Below are 17022 nucleotides of genomic sequence, written 5' to 3'. Positions count from 1 at the left end.
GATTTGGTGAAAGATTTCAGGTTATTAGTACTGCTCTATGAAGATACTACCGATTGTTTTCTGAGTTGTCAAAACCTAAATGTAGTATTTTGAGTGACCGTAACTGAATGAGAGCAGGATGAGTTTTAGATATCTAAACTACTTGAAATAAATTTGTTGTGTAATGATACGTGTGATTGGAAGACGCAAGAGTGCCGTCGATATTTGGAGGTTAAATACCTGTGAAGATATAGAGATGGTGAAGAAAATTTTTACCACCGAGATCACGGAGAACACGGAGATAGCAGGAGAAGAATGTATGATTTTTGTGCCTGAACTGGAATGACTGATTTTTAAATACTTTTGCTTGGAACCATCGAAGTGATGATTTCAGTTCGATATACATATAGTAACTCAAGGTTCCTTGCTGGGTTGTGAAGAAACGAAGAGTTTTGTGCGGAAGTCAACGCCATCTAATATTGTGTTCTGATAACCCTCCGCGTTCTCTGTGTCCTCTGTGGTAAAAAAAGAACCTCCACCCAACCGAAAAAACCGGCTCGGGCACGACTCAAGGAAGGGGGCCGCGTCCGGCGTCGTAGGTGCGTTCCCACATTTTCAGGAACATTTCCGCACTTTGATCGAGCGCAGTGGCGTCCACGTTCAGCACCTGCATGTCGTGCACGACGGCAGGCAGCAACCCCACATGGGCCAGACCCTTGTGGAGGTATTCCAGGTAGTGGTCCGGTCCGGTGGGCTGCGCGCCTTGAGCCGCTGCCTGGCTGGCGCGGTCGGCATCCGCCGTGGCACAGGCCTCCGGGCCGAAGCGCGGTGTCATTTGGGTGATGAAGCCGTTCAGGTCGCTGCCGAAGCCGACCGACACGCCCTGATCGACGGCGTACTCGTAGAACTGGATGAAACTGCGCGCCGAACCGTCGCAATTGTTGGGTACCTCGCTGCCGACGTAATCCAGCATCGCGTTGTCGCCCGTTCTCAGGCCCAACATGCCGCCCGTGCGCCGCACGTAGCCCAGGACTTCATCGGTGGTGACGTGCTCCTTGAGCACGGCGGCATCCTGGGTCGTGAGCAGGTTCGAGATTCGTGTGTGGGAATTGTAGAGCGGGTAGTAGTCGTGTTGGTTGGCGACGATCTGGAACAGGTCGCGTTGGGTTTCCAATGACAGGTGGGCCAGGTCGATCAGCATGTTCAGACGAATCATTTCGTCCACGAGTACTTCGCCGTCCTCCGTCAGGCCGATGGGGTTGTGGATCCCGTCGCCGTCCGAGACGTAGTCCACGTCGTCGCGGAACCAGGCCTTGATCTGGCTCATCACCTCGAAGATGTCGCGGTGGTAGGCGGCCCCTGCGAACACGTTGTTGGTTTCGTGGGCCAATTGGATCGACCGCACGTCCATGCTGTACAGTTCGTGGAGTTGGCGCAGGTAGTCGCCGTCGCTGGTGGGGAACAGGTCGCTCACTTCCACCGAAAGCACCACCGCGAGGCGGCCCTGCTCGATGGCGCGGCGCGCCTCCCAGGGATCGCGGACAATTTGATACCAGTCGTGCGCTGCATCGAACCGCTTCAGGGCCAAGATCTGGCGCTTGACGCTCTCCATGTCGTTGCAGTGCATATCGCGGTCGTAGTTGCCTGTCGCCACGGTGGCCGCGCAGAGCCATTCGTTGTTGACCACGCTGGCGACCATCAGGTTCAGGCCGTTGTCGTGGGCCTGCTTCAGCCAGTCGGCCGCCACCTGTTGGTGGGCGATGTCGTCCCAGGCGGGCCAGTGCTCGAAATCCGGGTACCCGCTGGTTTCGCCCACGTGCACGTTGAACAGGTCGACCCCGTCGATTTGAAGCGAGCCGTGGTCGTCGCCCTCGCAGGGCGGTAGCGTTTGCGAGGGATGGCCGGCCTCGTGGGAGCCGTGGTACCAACCGGCGGCATAGGCCAGGTCGGCGGCCTGGTGCACGTGCAGGTCCGCAAATCCCTGCACCGGTTCGTCGTAGTCGTAGGCATCCGGTTGCCACACCTGGCCTTCGTCGGGACGGACCAACAGGATCTCGTAGTCCAGGGTCGCGAACCAGGATTTCGGCTGCAGGTGAATCGACAACCGCTTGTTTTTCACACCGGTGCAGGTCAGGTTCCACAAGCGGTTCACGTCGCCGGAGCCGGAGGGCACATCGAAGTGGTGAAGCACGTCCTGCGCGCCCTGTTCATCCGTGGCGCAAACCGTGATGGTCGTGCGAGCGCCGCCGCCCCGCTTGTAGAATTTCAACGTGACCTGGTCGATGTCCATGGGCGTGACCTGGAAGAACAGGCGCCGGAACGGAAAACCCGTGGTCCCGGATTGGTTGGTGACCAGGCGGCGCGGGGTGATGCGGGCCGGCCCGTTGTCGTCGAGGATTTCGAAAATGATGTCGTCGAAAGAGAGGTTGACGCTGGTGTCGCGGCACTCCTGACCCCAGGTCGGGGTGAGCGCGCACAGCATGAAGGCAAAGATGGAACCGAACGCAAGGTGGCGATGAAGGGGCTGTGGGAAATTCACGAAAACTCCTAGGTAACTGGTCCGTGCCCGCGAATGGGGCGGTGTATCGAGATGTAGGTCACGTCATCGAGAGAAGGTCCTGGGTGAGTTCACCCGCGGTTCGCCCGGATGGGGCGCATCGATCTGGGTTTCGGGCATGGCGGTGCCCTTCCCGCGTTTGCGGGTGAATCTCCATTCGGGCACACCTATGGCGATGACCCGAACGAGCGGGCTCGGCAAGTGCGCATCGATGGCTTTTGATGGTATTAGGGCCAACTCCGCGCGGTCGGCGGAGCCTGGACACGAGCGACAGGCGAGCGCGATGATGCGTGGGGAAGCCGGCGGGAAACCCATGCACCGCCTCGGGTACCGACCCCTCGATCCGAAACGGGGAAGGATGATTGCCGGGGGATGATCAGCGGTGAATTGGTGTATGCGGGCATCATCGATCGTGCTGCTGTCGATGCCTGATAAAAATATATTAGGTAAGAATACTCCTGGCTTTAAGGGAAATGCGAAAACTGGGGAGATATCGAGGATCGTTAAGTGCCTCTACTGGTAACTAGGCAATTTCGAGGGGAAAAGTGACATCCTTTTCCAAAAAAACCGAATATTTTTCGAAACAATTTTATAACTTGTTCAATTTGAGTTGTTTGAGATAGGCGATGAAGAAGTGTGATTTCCGGTGGAGGAGACGGTCTGTCGAGCGGTACTCGTGTTTGGACGAAGGTGGTAACTTTTTGGATGAAAAAGGTCGATGTTTCGAGAAAACATGATGCGCCGATGATTTATCTCGATGTTGGATTTGTGTGAGCTGGTGTGGGCCATGGATGTTGACGATCCCTTGCGGGATAAAGTAACGTGAGTGTCATTTTTTAGATATTCGTTGATCAATTTCTTACTTGTGCTTTTTTACCTGGAGTCTTCTATAATCGAGGTTGTGGTTGGGGAGGTGGTGTCTTCGACCCGGAGCGAGCGATCCAGACTCGGGTATCGGTGAAACGCACGGCGGTTCACGCCTCGTTCGCCTTTCACCGCCGGTGTCACCGGCCTGAGTAGGGGTCCCGCGGCATGTTCGTGGTCCCGGATCTCGATCGAGGGATTCAGGGTGCGTCGGAAGATGTGCGACGACTTCGGGTTCTACTTTGGGTTTCAGGAGTCTACTTCCATTATGAATGCAACAACGCTTTCCCCTCTGGCGTCGCAACAACCACTGGATATCACGGGCATTTTGCAACAGTGGCGGAATTGCAACGTGGAACTGTTCGAAAAATTGATCCCTCTGGTTTATCACGAGTTGCGCCTCACCGCCCGCCGCTATCTAAGCACCGACCATCAAAACCTGGCCCTCCAGCCCACCGAGTTGGTTCACGAGGCCTACCTGCAACTGGTCGGTGGCGGCGACCTGATTTTCGAGAACCGGACCCATTTTTTTCGTTGTGCGCGGCTGATCATGCGCCAGGTTCTGGTTCGCTATGCCCGGATGCGTGGGACGCTCAAGCGCGGTGGGCCAAACCCGACCGAAGAACTCCAGGAGAACATGAAGATCGGTGATTTCTTCGTCCATCCGGAAACGGTGGTGGCGTTGGATCAGGCGCTGAACAAGCTGGGTGAGTTCGACGCGCGCAAGCGCCAATTGACGGAACTCCGGTTTTTCATGGGCCTCTCGTTCGAAGAAATCGGCAAGGTGATGAACGTGTCGCCGCGGACGTTGAAGCGCGAATGGCAGACGGCCCAGGCTTGGTTGGCGCGCGAATTGACGCGTCGATGAGCCTTGCCTGAACCTTGGTCTCCCCCCAACAACAGTTTTCCACCGGAAAAGCGCGCGTGATGGCGCACGACGCGCCACATCCGGATCCGTGTACCGAAGGGTGCGGTGCCGGGATCGGATTCGGTGGGACTAGCCGATTGAAAAGGTAGGTACCATGGATCCTCATTTGTGGCAGAAGGTCGAGCGAATTTTTGGGGAAGCGGGCGAGTTGCCTTTCGAGCAACGGGCCGCCTATCTGGACGAAGCCTGCGAGGGCGACGCGTCCCTGCGCGCGGAAGTGGAGTCGTTGCTGGCGATCGGCGAGGCGGAATTGGCGGTGTTTCGGAAGCCGCTGTTCGATTGCAGTTTGAAGCCGGGCCAGCGCTTGGGTCGATACGAGATCGTGCGCAAGCTGGGACAGGGTGGCATGGGCACGGTCTACCTGGCCGAACAGGTGGAGGGGGTTCGCCGCTGGGTGGCGATCAAGTTCATCGGCTCGCTGGCCTTCGACGAGGAACGCAAGAAGCGATTCGAAGTGGAGCAGCTCCTGCTGGCCCGCATGTCCCACTCCTACATCGCCAAACTCTACGAGACCGGCATGACCGAAGAGGGGTTTCCCTACTTCGTCATGGAGTTCATCGAGGGTCTGTCCATCACCGAATTCTGCGACCAACACCAGTTGACCATTACCGAACGGCTCGAGTTGTTCATCAAGGTCTGCGGGGCGATCGCGCATGCCCACCTGAAGGGCATCATCCACCGCGACATCAAGCCTTCCAACATCCTGGTCATCATGGAGAACCAGGTGCCGACCCCCAAGGTCATCGATTTCGGGATCGCCAAGACGCTCGATGGCAGCAGCCTGACCCGCCACGATACCCCGCCGGGCACGCTGCGCTACATGAGCCCGGAGCAGGCCGGCCTCACCGATCCGGCCGGCAACCGGCTGGACCCCGATTTTCGCTCCGACATCTATACCTTGGGCCTGCTGCTCTACGAGTTGTTGGTGGGTGTGCCGCCGCTGATGTTGCGCGACGACTCGCCGGTTCTGGACGCGCGTCGCCAAATTTGCCTCGAAGCCCCCAAGAAGCCGTCCCATCGCTGGATGCGCCTGGACGAGGAAACCAAAAACACCTTGGTGCGGTACCGCGGTGACATCCATGCCAGCACCCTGTTTCAGAACCTGCGCGGTGATTTGGATTGGATCGTTCTCAAAGCGCTGGAGAAACAGCCGGATCGGCGATACCAGTCGGCCCACGAATTCAAGAAGGACCTCCTGCGGCACCTGACCTGCCTGCCGATCGAGGCCGGGCCGCCCAGCCCGCTCTACGTCCTGGGGAAATTCGTGCGTCGCCATCGCATGCCGGTGATCGCCGTGTTCTCGGTGTTTCTGCTGACCGTGGGGTTCACCGTCAGCCTCGTGTTCGCCCATCGCAATTCGCTGCGCGAACGGGACCGAGCCCAGCGCGAACGCGACAGCGCCCGTCAGATCACCAACCTGATGATCGACATGTTCGAAGCCAACGACCCCTACCAGGAACGCACCGGCGACATCACGGTCAAGCAGGTGCTGGACCGCGCCTCGAAGAAGATCAACGACGAGTTGAAGGACCAGCCGGAAACCAAAATTCAAATGATGCTGGCGCTAGGCCAGGTCTACCATCACCTGGGTCACTACGACCAGAGCGTCGATTTGCTGGATGCCTGCCTGCGGTTGACCCGGGCGCGGCACGGCAGGATGGGCCTGCCGCAGGCCGAGCGCAGTCGCAAGTTGGCGAAGGTGCTGATGGCCCGTGGCGATTATCCGCGTGCCGAGCGGTTGATGAAGGAAGTGCTCGCATACCAGCGCGAGTCCTTGGGGGTGGGGCACCCGGAAACGGCGCTGACCATGGCGGGGCTGGGTAATTTGTGGGTGTCGACCGGCGCCGTGGACCAAGCCGAAGAGATGCTGCGCGGGGCCGTGGAGATTCAGCGCGCTGCCAACGTGGGCAGTCTGGAGCTGAGCGATACGCTCAATACCTTGGGAATGCTGTTGCGGCGTCAGGGTGAGATGGAGCGCGCCGTGCCGCTGTTCGAAGAATCGTTGCAACTGCAGCGCGAAGGTCTCGGCGAGGACCATCCCAACGTCGCCACGGCGACCAACAACCTGGCCGCGATCTACCACGGCGTGGGCGATTTCACCCGGGCCGCGCCCCTGTACCGCCGGTCATTGGAACTCAAGCGCAAGCGTTTCGGCGACAGCCACCCGACGATCGCCAACGGCCTCAACAATTTGGCGGTGCTGCTCCAGGATATGGGCGAGGACGAAGAGGCCGAGCGGATGCTGCGGGAGGCCGTCGAGATTCGACGCCGTCACAACGACGGCCCCACGGCGCCTCTCGCCAAGAACCTGATCAACCTGGGTCGTCAGGTAAACATCAACGGCGACCACGTGGAGGCCGAGGTCATCTTGAAGGAAGCGATCGCCATGTTCGTGGCGTTGTTCGGGCCGGGCCATCCCGAACAGGCCGGCGCGCTCAACAACCTCGGCATCGTCTATCGCAAGATGAAACGCCTGGACGATGCCCAACAGGCCCACCAGAAGGCATGGGACATCTTCGCGGCCGAGCTCGGCCCGGACCATTTCAAGGTGGGCGTCTCGATGATGGGCTTGGCCCATGTGGCCAACGATCGAGAATCTTATTTGGAGGCCGAATCCCTGTGTCGCCAAGCGACGGCGATTCTGGAACGACGCTTTCCCGACGGCCATTGGATCGTGGACAAGGCCCGCGCCCTGCTGGGCAGGAGCCTCACGGGTCAGAAGCGGTACGAAGAGGCCGAGGTCCTCTTGCGCCAGGCTTACCAGAGCTTGCGCCAACGGTTCGGCGACGACGACGGATTCGTGACCATGCCGCTGAAGGACCTGATCCTCCTGTACGAGCAGTGGGGCAAACCGGAGAAGGCGCGCCGGTATCGCGAACGGCTGGAGGTGCGGGGGTAGGCCAGGGCGATTTTGAAAGGCTTCGGTTTCCGCTCGTGATGGGTTTCGGGTTGGCTTGTCCTGCCGATTGAATCCCTTTCGAGGAACTCGTGACAGTTAGCAGGGGAAGCTCGTTAGGTGGGTGTCTAAAGGTCTGATAATAATGAAGTAATCAAGTCATCTGAAACCGTCTGAAGTGAGGGAACAACGGGGCTCGACGCAGCGAACAACGCATCGTCACGAGTTGGGAGGACGATGTGCTCCTTGTCGCTGGTGGGAACCGATGCGGCGAGATAACGGGCAAGGGTCCTTCCGGTTCGTGGTGAATCCAATCCTCGAATCAAGGAGACCGACCGTTATGAAGATCTCATTACGTCACGCGATGTTCTTCTGCACCCTGATCAGCGGGCTGACCGCTTTCGCCCACCTCGATCCCTACGTTCATATTCCCCTCGACGACAACGGCCAGAGCACCATCATCTTTCCGGAAACGACCGGGCGGTTGCCGGCCCTGACCTTCGAAATCGGCACCGGATCCACAGACAGCGGTTTCGACGTCGGCGGTCAACATTTCGAATTTCACACCAACGATGCGGGACGTCTGCTGCATTCGGTGAATCCCCACGAGCTGGATGCGCTGAGCTTTGGCGGCAGCGCCTACACCCTCAGCGTCTGGTTCAAGACCAGCGGCCAATTCGCCCACGACCGCTTTCTCGTCTCCCGTACAGCGCCGCTCAATGCCAACTTGGGTTGGTTCCTGATGATGAGGGACGGCCAGCTCGTGTTTCAGCGCCGCGACAATGGCGAATCTCTGGCCTCCATCGACGATCCGAGCGATCCTTTGTTCGTTGACCTGGACGACGACCAATGGCATCACGTCGCCGTGGTGCGCGATCTGGATCGTCCCGACGACCTGGTCATGTACATCGACGGGGTGGCGCAGGTCTCTCGGGATTTTTTCGATATGAACGAGACCGATTACCTGCTCGAAGGCGAACTCGCTACCATTGGCGAGAGCCTCGACATTTCGGTGCGTTTGCTGAAATTGCCCTCGCGGGAACTGGCCTGGTCGCAGATCTATCGGCAGAACCTAACCGACTTGACCGATATTCAGTCGAAGATTGCCGTGGATATCAGCCGGGCCTTGGCGCTGACCCTGGTTCCGGAAGATCGCTTCGCCCTTGCCCGAGCCGCCACGACCGATGCCGATGCCTTCAAGGCCTATCTTCGAGGACACCATCTATTGGATCAGGGCGTCGATTCGGAAACCCGCGATGCCGCCGAGGTCGCCTTTCGGCAGGCGATCGACCTGGATCCGGGTTTCGTGCCCGCCTATGCCGGCCTGTCGGAGTTGCTACTCTACGGGGTCAGTCAGGGCCAGGTTGGGTTCGCGAAAGTTGCCGCCGAAGCACGCGAATGGGTGGACAAGGGCATGGCGATCGACCCCTCACAGCCGGAAATCCTGGGCCAGCACGCGGTGTTGCTGTGGTTGCTGGATCAAAAGGAAACCGAGGCTCGGGCGTTGTTCGAGCAGGTGTTGACCCTGCAACCCAACTACGTTCGCCTGCGCGGGCTCTATGCGATGCTGTTGACCGATAAGGGAGAGACGTCCTACGCGCTGCAATTGGTCGAAGATGCGTTGCGGATCGATCCCGACTGTGCCCAAGTTCTGGCCGCGGCAGGTTACATCCACTGTATGAGCGTGGATTGGGAATCCTGTCTCCGCGTGGCCCGCAGGCTGGCAAAACGGGTACCCCGCAACCCGCTTCCCTATTTTTTTCAAGCGCTGGGGTTTCGTCGCGCCGGTCGGTGGGACGAGGCGCGCGAGGCCATGGACACGGCGCTCACCCATTCCGATCGATCGCCCAGCTACCTGATCTACCAAATCCATTTCCTGGCCGAAGATGGGGCGCTGCAGGAAGCCGAGCGGTTGTTGGAAGAGCTGAAGGCCAAGACGAAAGGGAAGGATCTCGACCCGAACATGCTGGAAAAAATCCGCAGTTTCCTGGATCAAAAGTTGTCCCAAGAGGTCGAGTAGGCGGCGCCTCGTGTGCCGGATCTTTCAAAATGGATGCGTCTTTTTTGGCGCCACCATGGCCGACCCTCCGTGAATTTGCTATGAATGGGTATTCACACGAAAGCGGGAGGCTGGTTTGGCCAAAACTTCGTTTGCGGGGCGCGCGGTTTACATCACGGGCGGCTTCAGCGGGATCGGGCTCGCTTTGGCGCGGTTGCTGGCGCGCCAAGGGGCTCGACTCGCCCTGTTCGCCCGTCGCAAGGAGCGCTTGCAGGAAGCCGTGGCGGCGCTTCGCGACAGCGGCGATGCCTCCGAGCGGCTCGAGGTGTTCTTCGAGGCCCTGGACGTGTCCGACGAAGCGGCCGTCGGCCGCGTCATGGCAGAGGCGGTTTCGCGATTCGGATCGCCCGATGTGCTGGTCAACAACGCCGGCATCGCCCATACGCACTACTTCGAAGATATCGACAGCGGGCTGTTCGAGCGCATGCTCCAGGTGAATCTCTGCGGGCCGCGCCATGTCACGACCGCCCTGCTGCCCCACATGGGTCGGGGGAGCCACGTGGTGAATGTTTCGTCGCTGGCGGGGTTGATCGGGATCTTCGGATACACCGGCTACAGTGCCTCGAAATTTGGCCTCATCGGCTTTTCCGAGGCGTTGCGCTGCGAACTGGCGCCGCGTGGGGTTCGGGTCTCGGTGGTGTGCCCCGTCGATACGGACACGCCCCAACTCCACGAGGAAAACTTGACCAAACCGCCCGAAACCGCGGCGATCTCGGGGAAGGGCGTGCCGCTGACGGCCGAAAAGGTGGCCCGAGATCTTCTCAAAGGCGTGCGGCGCGGTTCGTTCATGATCATTCCCGGCTGGGAGGGGAAGTTCTATTGGTGGGCAAACCGTTTCCTGCCAGGCTTGGTGCGCATGATTATCGACCGCGAGGTGCGGAGGGTTGCGTCTTCATAGCTTGTTGGATATGGGTTTTAGGCATTTTTTTTACCACAGAGGGCACAGAGTTTACGGAGGGAGAGGTGTGATTCCGTATCGGTTGATTCTTTCCATAGATGGTTTTATATGATTTTGGTTTTTCTTGTCCAGATCCTACGCATCCGGAAACACGATCTCTGTTTTGAAAAACTCAAAATTTGACGAATCTCTCCAAGTTAACTGGCGTAAGACATCTGATGTTGATTTTTGATTAAATGCCTGAAAAAATTATTTTAAAATGAATGGTGCTTGGGGTGCTGATATCGAGTCCATTAAAATAATTCATTTAAATAAATGGGATGATTCCGTCTTTGGACAGATGCTAGATAGTACCCATCCAGAAACGAAGGGATTACAACTCCCAAGGTGGTTTGACTGGATGGGCACGGTATTAGGTATCAGGCGTTATGTATCAACAAGATACGTGTTCGAAGATATTTAGCTGATATCTGATTCCTGGCTGCTGATACCAGTTGGCATTGGCAACCCTGCCGATTCAGAGGAGCATTTTCATAAAAACCCTGTTTCTGGATGGACACTAGATAACATGTTTTTCATAATATCTATGAAATGTTATTTGACATGGAGATTGATGGTATTGATAGTTTAATAGTGAGAGGTATTCTTTGTGTTCTCCGTATCCTCTGTGATCTCTGTGGTAGAAATACTTAAAATTTAAAAATGAAAATGCAACTTGAGTTGTGCGTCTTGGTAAAAAATACAAACTGAAAATAATACTCGCTAGCCTCTTGTGTTCTGATGTTTTTTAATAAAATCTATTAAATGTCACTTGGTGTTCTGGTTGGCGATGATAATTAAATTTCAATGTGAATTCTTTGTGTTCTCTGTGTCCTCTGTGGTAAAAAAAATACAAATTTTGCAATGAGGGGTAAGCTTAGGCTGTGCACCTCGGTAAAAAATATAAATTGAAAAGGGTGATACCTGCTGGTACCCTACGCCCTGCCATTTTCGACCGGTGCGATCCAGGCCCCGCATCCGAATATCCCGTATCTCCACCATACCGAATCCCGGGAGGTTCCCCATGATCCGAATCCTTGTCAGTGCGTGCCTTCTGGGCGAAAAGGTACGCCACGACGGCCGCCACAAACTTTCCGATCACCCGGTGTTGGCGCGGTGGCGCGAAGAAGGTCGCATCGTGCCGGTTTGTCCGGAAGTGGCCGGTGGGCTGCCCACGCCGCGACCCCCGGCGGAGATCTTCGACGGCGACGGCGACGCGGTATGGCGTGGCGAAGCGAAAGTGCGCAATCGTCACGACACGGATGTGACCGAGCCCTTCACCAAGGGCGCCGAGCAGGCACTGGCCCTCGCGGTCGATCAGGGCGCACGGCTGGCCGTATTGAAAGCCAAGAGCCCATCGTGCGGCGTCGGCCTCATCTATGACGGCAGCTTCAGTGGAAACCTGATTCCGGGATCGGGCGTGACGGCCAGCCTGCTCGAATCCCACGACATTCGCGTCTTTACCGAGCAGCAGATCGAGGAGGCCGCCGCCTGGCTGGCCGCCTTGGAGCACGGGAACGCTGCCGACTGAGGCTTCGATTGGTCGAACCGCCCTGACATCTGGGCGGTGGACGGGTTGGCGCCGTGACCCCGCGGGACCGCCGGGCCAACCCTCGCTGATTCGAAAATCACGTGCTCAGTTGTTGATGTTGGCGATCGCGTACTGGCTGCGAATGGGATAGTGGGTGTTGACCTTGGCCGTGACGTCCACGTTCGCCTTGCGCTCGAACACCACCACGCAGTCGGAGCCACCGAACTGGAAGTACGAGAACATCTCGCCCTTTTCCAGGTGCTTGCCGACCAGAGCCTTTTCGATCTTCTGGTTGAGGAGGTCCACTTGTTGGTGGTAGTCCCGGCCCTGTTTCTCTTCCGGTGTGAGCATGATGGGCTGTTGCCCTTCCTTCTTGGGCGTGACGAACACCACCGAGGATACTTGGGCCATGCCCATGGGCAGGATCGCGACCTTGCCGATCGGTGATTCCAGAACCAACAGGCCGCGGCACTGAACGAACTGGTAGCCGGTCGGATCGTCGGCGTCGAGGTAGCGCTGGGGGATTACCGCGTTGGCGATGTCGCCGTCGGCCACTTCGTCGCCTTGCCTCTCGAGGTTCACTTCCAGATAGACCTGGCCGGGGATGAACTTGGCCTCCAGGACCTTGCCGGACACCGAGGTGTGCAAGCGGTGGTAGTCATAGGTGTTCAGGAAGCTGTGGCAGAACATGCCGCCCTTGAAGTCGTTGCCGTATTTGGAATCCTGCAGCAACTCGTCGATCGGCCATTCGATGTGCTTGACGACGATCGAGGCCGGTGCCGGCAACGGCTCCCCGACCGGGGTGCTGACGGCCCACTGACCCACGAAGGTGGATTCGGCCGGGAAGACGATCACGCGATCGTCGGCTGCCTGAGCCACGGGGCGCTGCACGGCGATGTCCTTGAAGGTCCGTGCGAAAAAGGCATTGAAGGAGGGGTAGTCTTCGGGCGGCTTTTCGAATTCCTGCCAGGCGTATTCGGGCGCGTATTTGAAGGTTTCCAGGTATTGGCGGGATTCGGCGGTGTCCAGGAACGAGCCCCATTCCACCGCGAACTCGCGCAGCCACTTGGAAACCGGCGAGAGGTCCTGGCCTTCTTTGGGTTCGATCGGGCTTTGCAGCGCTTCCAGGGTGGGCTGGTTGAAATAATAATAGAACTGGGTGATGCGTAGATAGACGGTGCGCTCGTGAAGAATTTCGCCGTTCCAATCCCAGACGCGAATCTCGGGGATCCAGGTGACGAGGGCATCGACGTAGTAGTAGAACTGATCCAGGGTCTTGATGCGGCTCAGCTCGGGAATCTTCTGGGCGTGCACCACTTCGATCGCCTTTTCGAAGTTGGCGCTGTAGTAGTTTTTATCGATGATGCGCTTGAGCTGCTTGGTGGCCGGTTGCTGGGGTTCGTACACGACGCCCACGGGCGGCATGTCACCCAGGAACGGCGGTTCCTGAGGCGGGAGCTGCGTGTCTTTCACGGGCTTGCGATCGGCTTTGCCCATGGCTTCGGCGCTTCCGGGGCGCTCCAGGAAGCGTTGCAGGTCTTGTTGAGATGCGAGGCGAGAACGAGCGGATGCAGCGCGACCGCGGAACTTTCTGGTCATACTCTCTCCTTTTGATGCGATGAAGGGTGGAGGATCTCAGTCGTTCGAATCGATTGGGGTCGTGAAAAGGGCGTGGCGGGCCGCTGGGGGACTCGGGCTCGTGAAGTCCCGGCGAAGATGGCTGTGGCGGTCCTCGGCGTGGCAGGCTCGCCTTTGCGAGGGCGATGGGTCGCCAACCCGGTCCGGTGGGCAGGCAGGTTCGACCCTCCGAGTCGTCTTGGGAGCCGCACGGATCTGAGAAAGGACGTCGAAATGGAAAAAAGGGAGTGCGCCCCTATTCTGACTTTTTCGGTGCGGTGAATTCAACCAAAAACGATATTTTTCTCCGGGTCTTGCGTTTCCTTGTTTTTGCGGAGGTGGGCGTGCTGGTGGTAGGTTTTCGTAAGTTGTTGAGTTTAGGTATTTTTTACCACAGAGTGCCCAGAGTCAACGGAGGCGGTGCTGTTGTTTCATTATGGGCTGAAGCGTGTCATTGAGGGCCGTGCCCATCAAAAACACAATGATCGTGATGAGTGAGTTCGTCCGCCCGGATGGGCATCGTATTAACTCTCAGGTGCCGTGATTTCGGCAAAGTGTTTATTTGGTAATGAGTTAACTAAAAATTGATGCCTGACTGCTGAATCCGAGGAACCACTTCGAAAACACCCTGCTTTTTGAGGTAAACAAGTCAATGGATTCTGAACCTTAAATGTGACGAAACCCGGGCGGGCAGTTGTTCGCAAGCGCGTGGACCTATTAAGTTTCTGCCATCGAGTGGCGGAGGAGATCAAATCTCCCTAGGTAGGAAAGAAACACTTGGGCGGTTTCTTGGACCAGGAATATTTTGTCCACGAATCATACGACTGGACACGTATCAAAGCAGTTCACGGTATCGTCCTCACAGTACCGCCGGTCTTTCAAAAAATAGAATAGGGGATCCGAGGGTGCCTTTAACAATTCGTGTCAATCTGTGTGATTCGTGGACAGACTTTTTTGCCACAGGTGAGCCAGAACGAAGTGGTTTTTTGAAAGGACACAGAATTTGCGAGAGCGATGTCCATGGTTCCTGTTTGGTACTTTGGTTAAATGACTGGGCCACATATTGTTCATTTCCTAGTGTATGATGAAATGATCCGGTTGGGTCAGGTTTAGGTAATAGAATGACTATCCAAACGATAATTACCTGCTTCGTGTTCTTTGTGGTGGTATTTAAAGATTCTGGTCAAAAATGGGGTATATAAGAGACGGACTGAGGAGCCGCTGCCTCTCCGCGTTCTCTGTGTCCTCTGTGGTAAAAAAATAGTAACGAAGTTCAATGAGGTTCAATCGGTGAACGTCACCTCCGCAGCCGGGGTAGCCTCGATCGTGGGACTCATGGAAAGCGTGACATTGTGGTGGTTGCGGATTTGTTCCGCCGTGAGGTGTTCCTTGTCGTGGGTCGTGTGGGCGTCGGAAACGATGTGGATCGCATAGTCCAGGCTCGATGCACGACGGATCGTCGAATCGATGCAGAATTCGGAAGCGAAGCCGCAAACGATCAGTCGGCTTACGCCCCGAGAGGTCAATGTCTCGTGAAGCGTTGTGTGGAGAAAGCCATCGCTTCGGGTTTTTCGGATGACGATATCTCCTTCATCTACCTCGAGTTGGGCCTGCAATTGCCAGCTTTCGGAACCGTAGGCCATCCAGCCCGATGTCAGTTCCTGTTGCAGAAAAAGGATCGGTACCTGGGCTTCCCGCGCGCGGGCGGTGACGGTGTTGATGTTCTCGATCACCTGTTCGGCTTCGAAGGGTTTCGGCTCTCGATCAAAAATACCGCGTTGCACGTCGATCACCAGAACGGCTGATGTCATTCTTTTCTCTCCTCGGAGTGTGGGGTTTCGATGATTGTGTTCGTGTATATTGAGGTTTCTTTTTTACCACAGAGTCCACTGAGTTAACGGAGGGCATTTCTTGAGTTTGCTTTTGTATCATTAAACGTAGGCGTATCGCAAGTTGCTGTGAGTGTTATAAAATTCTTTGTTGAAAATGTTCTCGTGCGACTTGGGTGTCTTTGTTGTGAAGGAAAGGTGGGGTTGGGAAAATGTTCTTTGATTATTTTTTTTGGTTCTGTGTGCTTCCAGGAAGTCAATTCCTATAACTCATCTTTGACTGAAAAAGTCTGTCCACGAATCACATCGATTGACACGAATTGACAAGCCATCTTCGGGTCCCTTATTCTCGACTTTTTGATAAGCAGGGGGTACTGTGAGGACAATATCGTGGGCATGCCTTGTTTCGTATAAGCGGTGTAATTCGTGGACAGAATTGTTCTGCTCCAAAAAGTCGATCAAGTGTTTCTTCCCTAGTTTAGGGAGACTCGGTCTTCTCGGCGACTCTGTGGTGAAAAATACAGAAAAATTAGAATGTGGGGAGTGAGTGAAAAGGAATGATACTGTTTTTCTCCTCCGCGAACTCCGTGTGCTCTGTGGTAGAAAAAATACTAACACCGTCACCCAAGCAAAGCGCGCAGAATGTGCAGATAATCCTCCGCCGCCATCGGCATGGGATTCGACGGGTTGGAACCGTTGGCCTCCGCCTTCTCGGCCACCTGGCCCAAGGCTTCGCCCGGAATGTCCAGCGCCGCGAAGGGCGGAATGTCCACGCGGGAGCCCAAGGCCGCCAGGCCTTCCAAGAACGCCGTCGCCCCCGTTTCCGCATCGCCGGTGAAGCCAGGGGCCACGCGGCGCATGAGCCGATCGAGGCGCGCCACGATGACGGCTCGTTGATAGCGGAGCACCGGTACCAGCAGTATCGCGTTCGCCAGTCCGTGGGGCACATCGAACATCGCACCCAACGATTCGGACAGGCAGTGCACGCCCGCGACGTCGGCATTGCCGAAGGCCATGCCCGCCAGCGTCGAAGCCCTGGCCACCTGGTTGCGTGCCTCGCCGTCTCGACCGCTCGAGGTGTAGCAGGGCGCCAGATGGTGCCATAGCAGCGCGATCGCCTTTTCGGCCAGGGCGTCCGAAATCGGATTGGCCTCGGTCCCGATGTAGGCCTCGACCGCATGGGTCATGGCGTCCATCGCCGTTGCGGCGATCAGCGAGGGCGGCAGGGTTTCCAGATAATCCGAGTCCACCAGGGCGACATCGGGGAACATGCCGTCGCCCTTGATGCTGACCTTCGTATGCGCATCGGGGTCGGTCAGCACCGAGACCCAGGTCACCTCGGAGCCGGTCCCGCAGGTCGTCGGCAAGGCGATCATCGGCAACGGATCCGTCGCGAATCGGTTCTTACCGACGAATTCGAGCGGGTCACCGTGATTGGTGGCCAACATGGCCGCGGCTTTGGCCGTATCCAGCGCGCTGCCGCCGCCCAGCGCGACCAGCACGTCGGCTCGATGGTCGCGGGCCAGGTCAGCCGCCGATTTGGCGGAGGACAGGCGTGGATTGGGTAACAGTGCGTCGAAGACCTCGACCGCCGCCCCGGCCTGTGTCAGGTGATCGCGAAGGTCTTGCGGCCAAACGGTGGCGGAGAGTCCAGGATCGACGATCAACAACACGCGGCTCCAACCGTGGGTTGCCAGTATTTCCGAAAGGCGGTGGCGGCACCCGGGTTCGATCAGGATCCGGGTAGGCATGCGGAATCCGGTCATGGACGGACACTCCTCGACAATCGTTCCTCGATCTTGCGTTCTATCAGGATTTTACGCGA

Annotated in this window: 10 protein-coding genes; 6 read left to right on the top strand and 4 right to left on the bottom strand. The window is 57.3% G+C overall.

The window, feature by feature from the left end:
- Positions 1–547 precede the first annotated feature (547 nt).
- The gene (locus J3U87_RS31460; protein ID WP_237379769.1) at positions 548–2518 is read right to left on the bottom strand and encodes a membrane dipeptidase; all 1971 of its coding nucleotides are present in this window, start codon (positions 2516–2518) and stop codon (positions 548–550) included.
- Between the two features lie 1150 nt (positions 2519–3668).
- Between J3U87_RS31460 and J3U87_RS31455 the strand changes: the two genes are divergently transcribed.
- The 5 genes from J3U87_RS31455 to J3U87_RS31435 all read left to right on the top strand — a co-directional run bounded on the left by J3U87_RS31455 (position 3669) and on the right by J3U87_RS31435 (position 11751).
- Entirely contained in the window at positions 3669–4268 is a 600-nt protein-coding gene (locus tag J3U87_RS31455; protein ID WP_237379768.1) for an ECF-type sigma factor, read from the top strand.
- A 154-nt stretch (positions 4269–4422) separates the two neighbouring features.
- A complete protein-coding gene (locus J3U87_RS31450; RefSeq protein ID WP_237379767.1) occupies positions 4423–7227 on the top strand; it encodes a serine/threonine-protein kinase in 2805 nt (934 codons plus the stop codon).
- A gap of 337 nt (positions 7228–7564) precedes the next feature.
- Positions 7565–9244, top strand: coding sequence for a tetratricopeptide repeat protein (locus J3U87_RS31445; protein ID WP_237379766.1), 1680 nt, complete (start codon positions 7565–7567; stop codon positions 9242–9244).
- 115 nt (positions 9245–9359) lie between these two features.
- Positions 9360–10181 (top strand): SDR family oxidoreductase, encoded by an 822-nt coding sequence (locus J3U87_RS31440; protein WP_237379765.1) that lies wholly within the window; start codon positions 9360–9362, stop codon positions 10179–10181.
- Between the two features lie 1063 nt (positions 10182–11244).
- Positions 11245–11751 carry a 2-thiouracil desulfurase family protein gene (locus J3U87_RS31435; protein ID WP_237379764.1) on the top strand — a complete coding sequence of 169 codons (507 nt, stop codon included), beginning with the start codon at positions 11245–11247 and terminating at the stop codon, positions 11749–11751.
- Positions 11752–11856: 105 nt separating this feature from the next.
- On the opposite strand, the gene J3U87_RS31430 is transcribed toward J3U87_RS31435, so the two are convergent.
- Positions 11857–13350, bottom strand: coding sequence for a phosphatidylserine decarboxylase (locus tag J3U87_RS31430; RefSeq protein ID WP_237379763.1), 1494 nt, complete (start codon positions 13348–13350; stop codon positions 11857–11859).
- 266 nt (positions 13351–13616) lie between these two features.
- Between J3U87_RS31430 and J3U87_RS31425 the strand changes: the two genes are divergently transcribed.
- Positions 13617–13826 (top strand): hypothetical protein, encoded by a 210-nt coding sequence (locus J3U87_RS31425; RefSeq protein ID WP_237379762.1) that lies wholly within the window; start codon positions 13617–13619, stop codon positions 13824–13826.
- A gap of 825 nt (positions 13827–14651) precedes the next feature.
- Here the strand turns inward: J3U87_RS31425 and J3U87_RS31420 are convergent.
- On the bottom strand, positions 14652–15179 hold the full coding sequence (locus J3U87_RS31420; protein WP_237379761.1) for a cysteine hydrolase family protein: 528 nt from the start codon (positions 15177–15179) through the stop codon (positions 14652–14654).
- A gap of 638 nt (positions 15180–15817) precedes the next feature.
- Positions 15818–16963 (bottom strand): iron-containing alcohol dehydrogenase family protein, encoded by a 1146-nt coding sequence (locus tag J3U87_RS31415; protein ID WP_237379760.1) that lies wholly within the window; start codon positions 16961–16963, stop codon positions 15818–15820.
- Positions 16964–17022: the final 59 nt, after the last annotated feature.

The organism is Sulfidibacter corallicola, from assembly GCF_017498545.1.
GTDB lineage: Bacteria > Acidobacteriota > Holophagae > Acanthopleuribacterales > Acanthopleuribacteraceae > Sulfidibacter > Sulfidibacter corallicola.
The sequence above is the reverse complement of the archived record's forward strand: the minus strand, read 5'-3'. Positions and strand labels throughout refer to the sequence as shown.

Coding starts and splice junctions, on each gene's coding strand:
- J3U87_RS31455 (WP_237379768.1), top strand. CDS start 3,669: ATGAATGCAACAACGCTTTCCCCTCTGGCGTCGCAACAACCACTGGAT.
- J3U87_RS31450 (WP_237379767.1), top strand. CDS start 4,423: ATGGATCCTCATTTGTGGCAGAAGGTCGAGCGAATTTTTGGGGAAGCG.
- J3U87_RS31445 (WP_237379766.1), top strand. CDS start 7,565: ATGAAGATCTCATTACGTCACGCGATGTTCTTCTGCACCCTGATCAGC.
- J3U87_RS31435 (WP_237379764.1), top strand. CDS start 11,245: ATGATCCGAATCCTTGTCAGTGCGTGCCTTCTGGGCGAAAAGGTACGC.
- J3U87_RS31430 (WP_237379763.1), bottom strand. CDS start 13,350: ATGACCAGAAAGTTCCGCGGTCGCGCTGCATCCGCTCGTTCTCGCCTC.
- J3U87_RS31420 (WP_237379761.1), bottom strand. CDS start 15,179: ATGACATCAGCCGTTCTGGTGATCGACGTGCAACGCGGTATTTTTGAT.
- J3U87_RS31415 (WP_237379760.1), bottom strand. CDS start 16,963: ATGACCGGATTCCGCATGCCTACCCGGATCCTGATCGAACCCGGGTGC.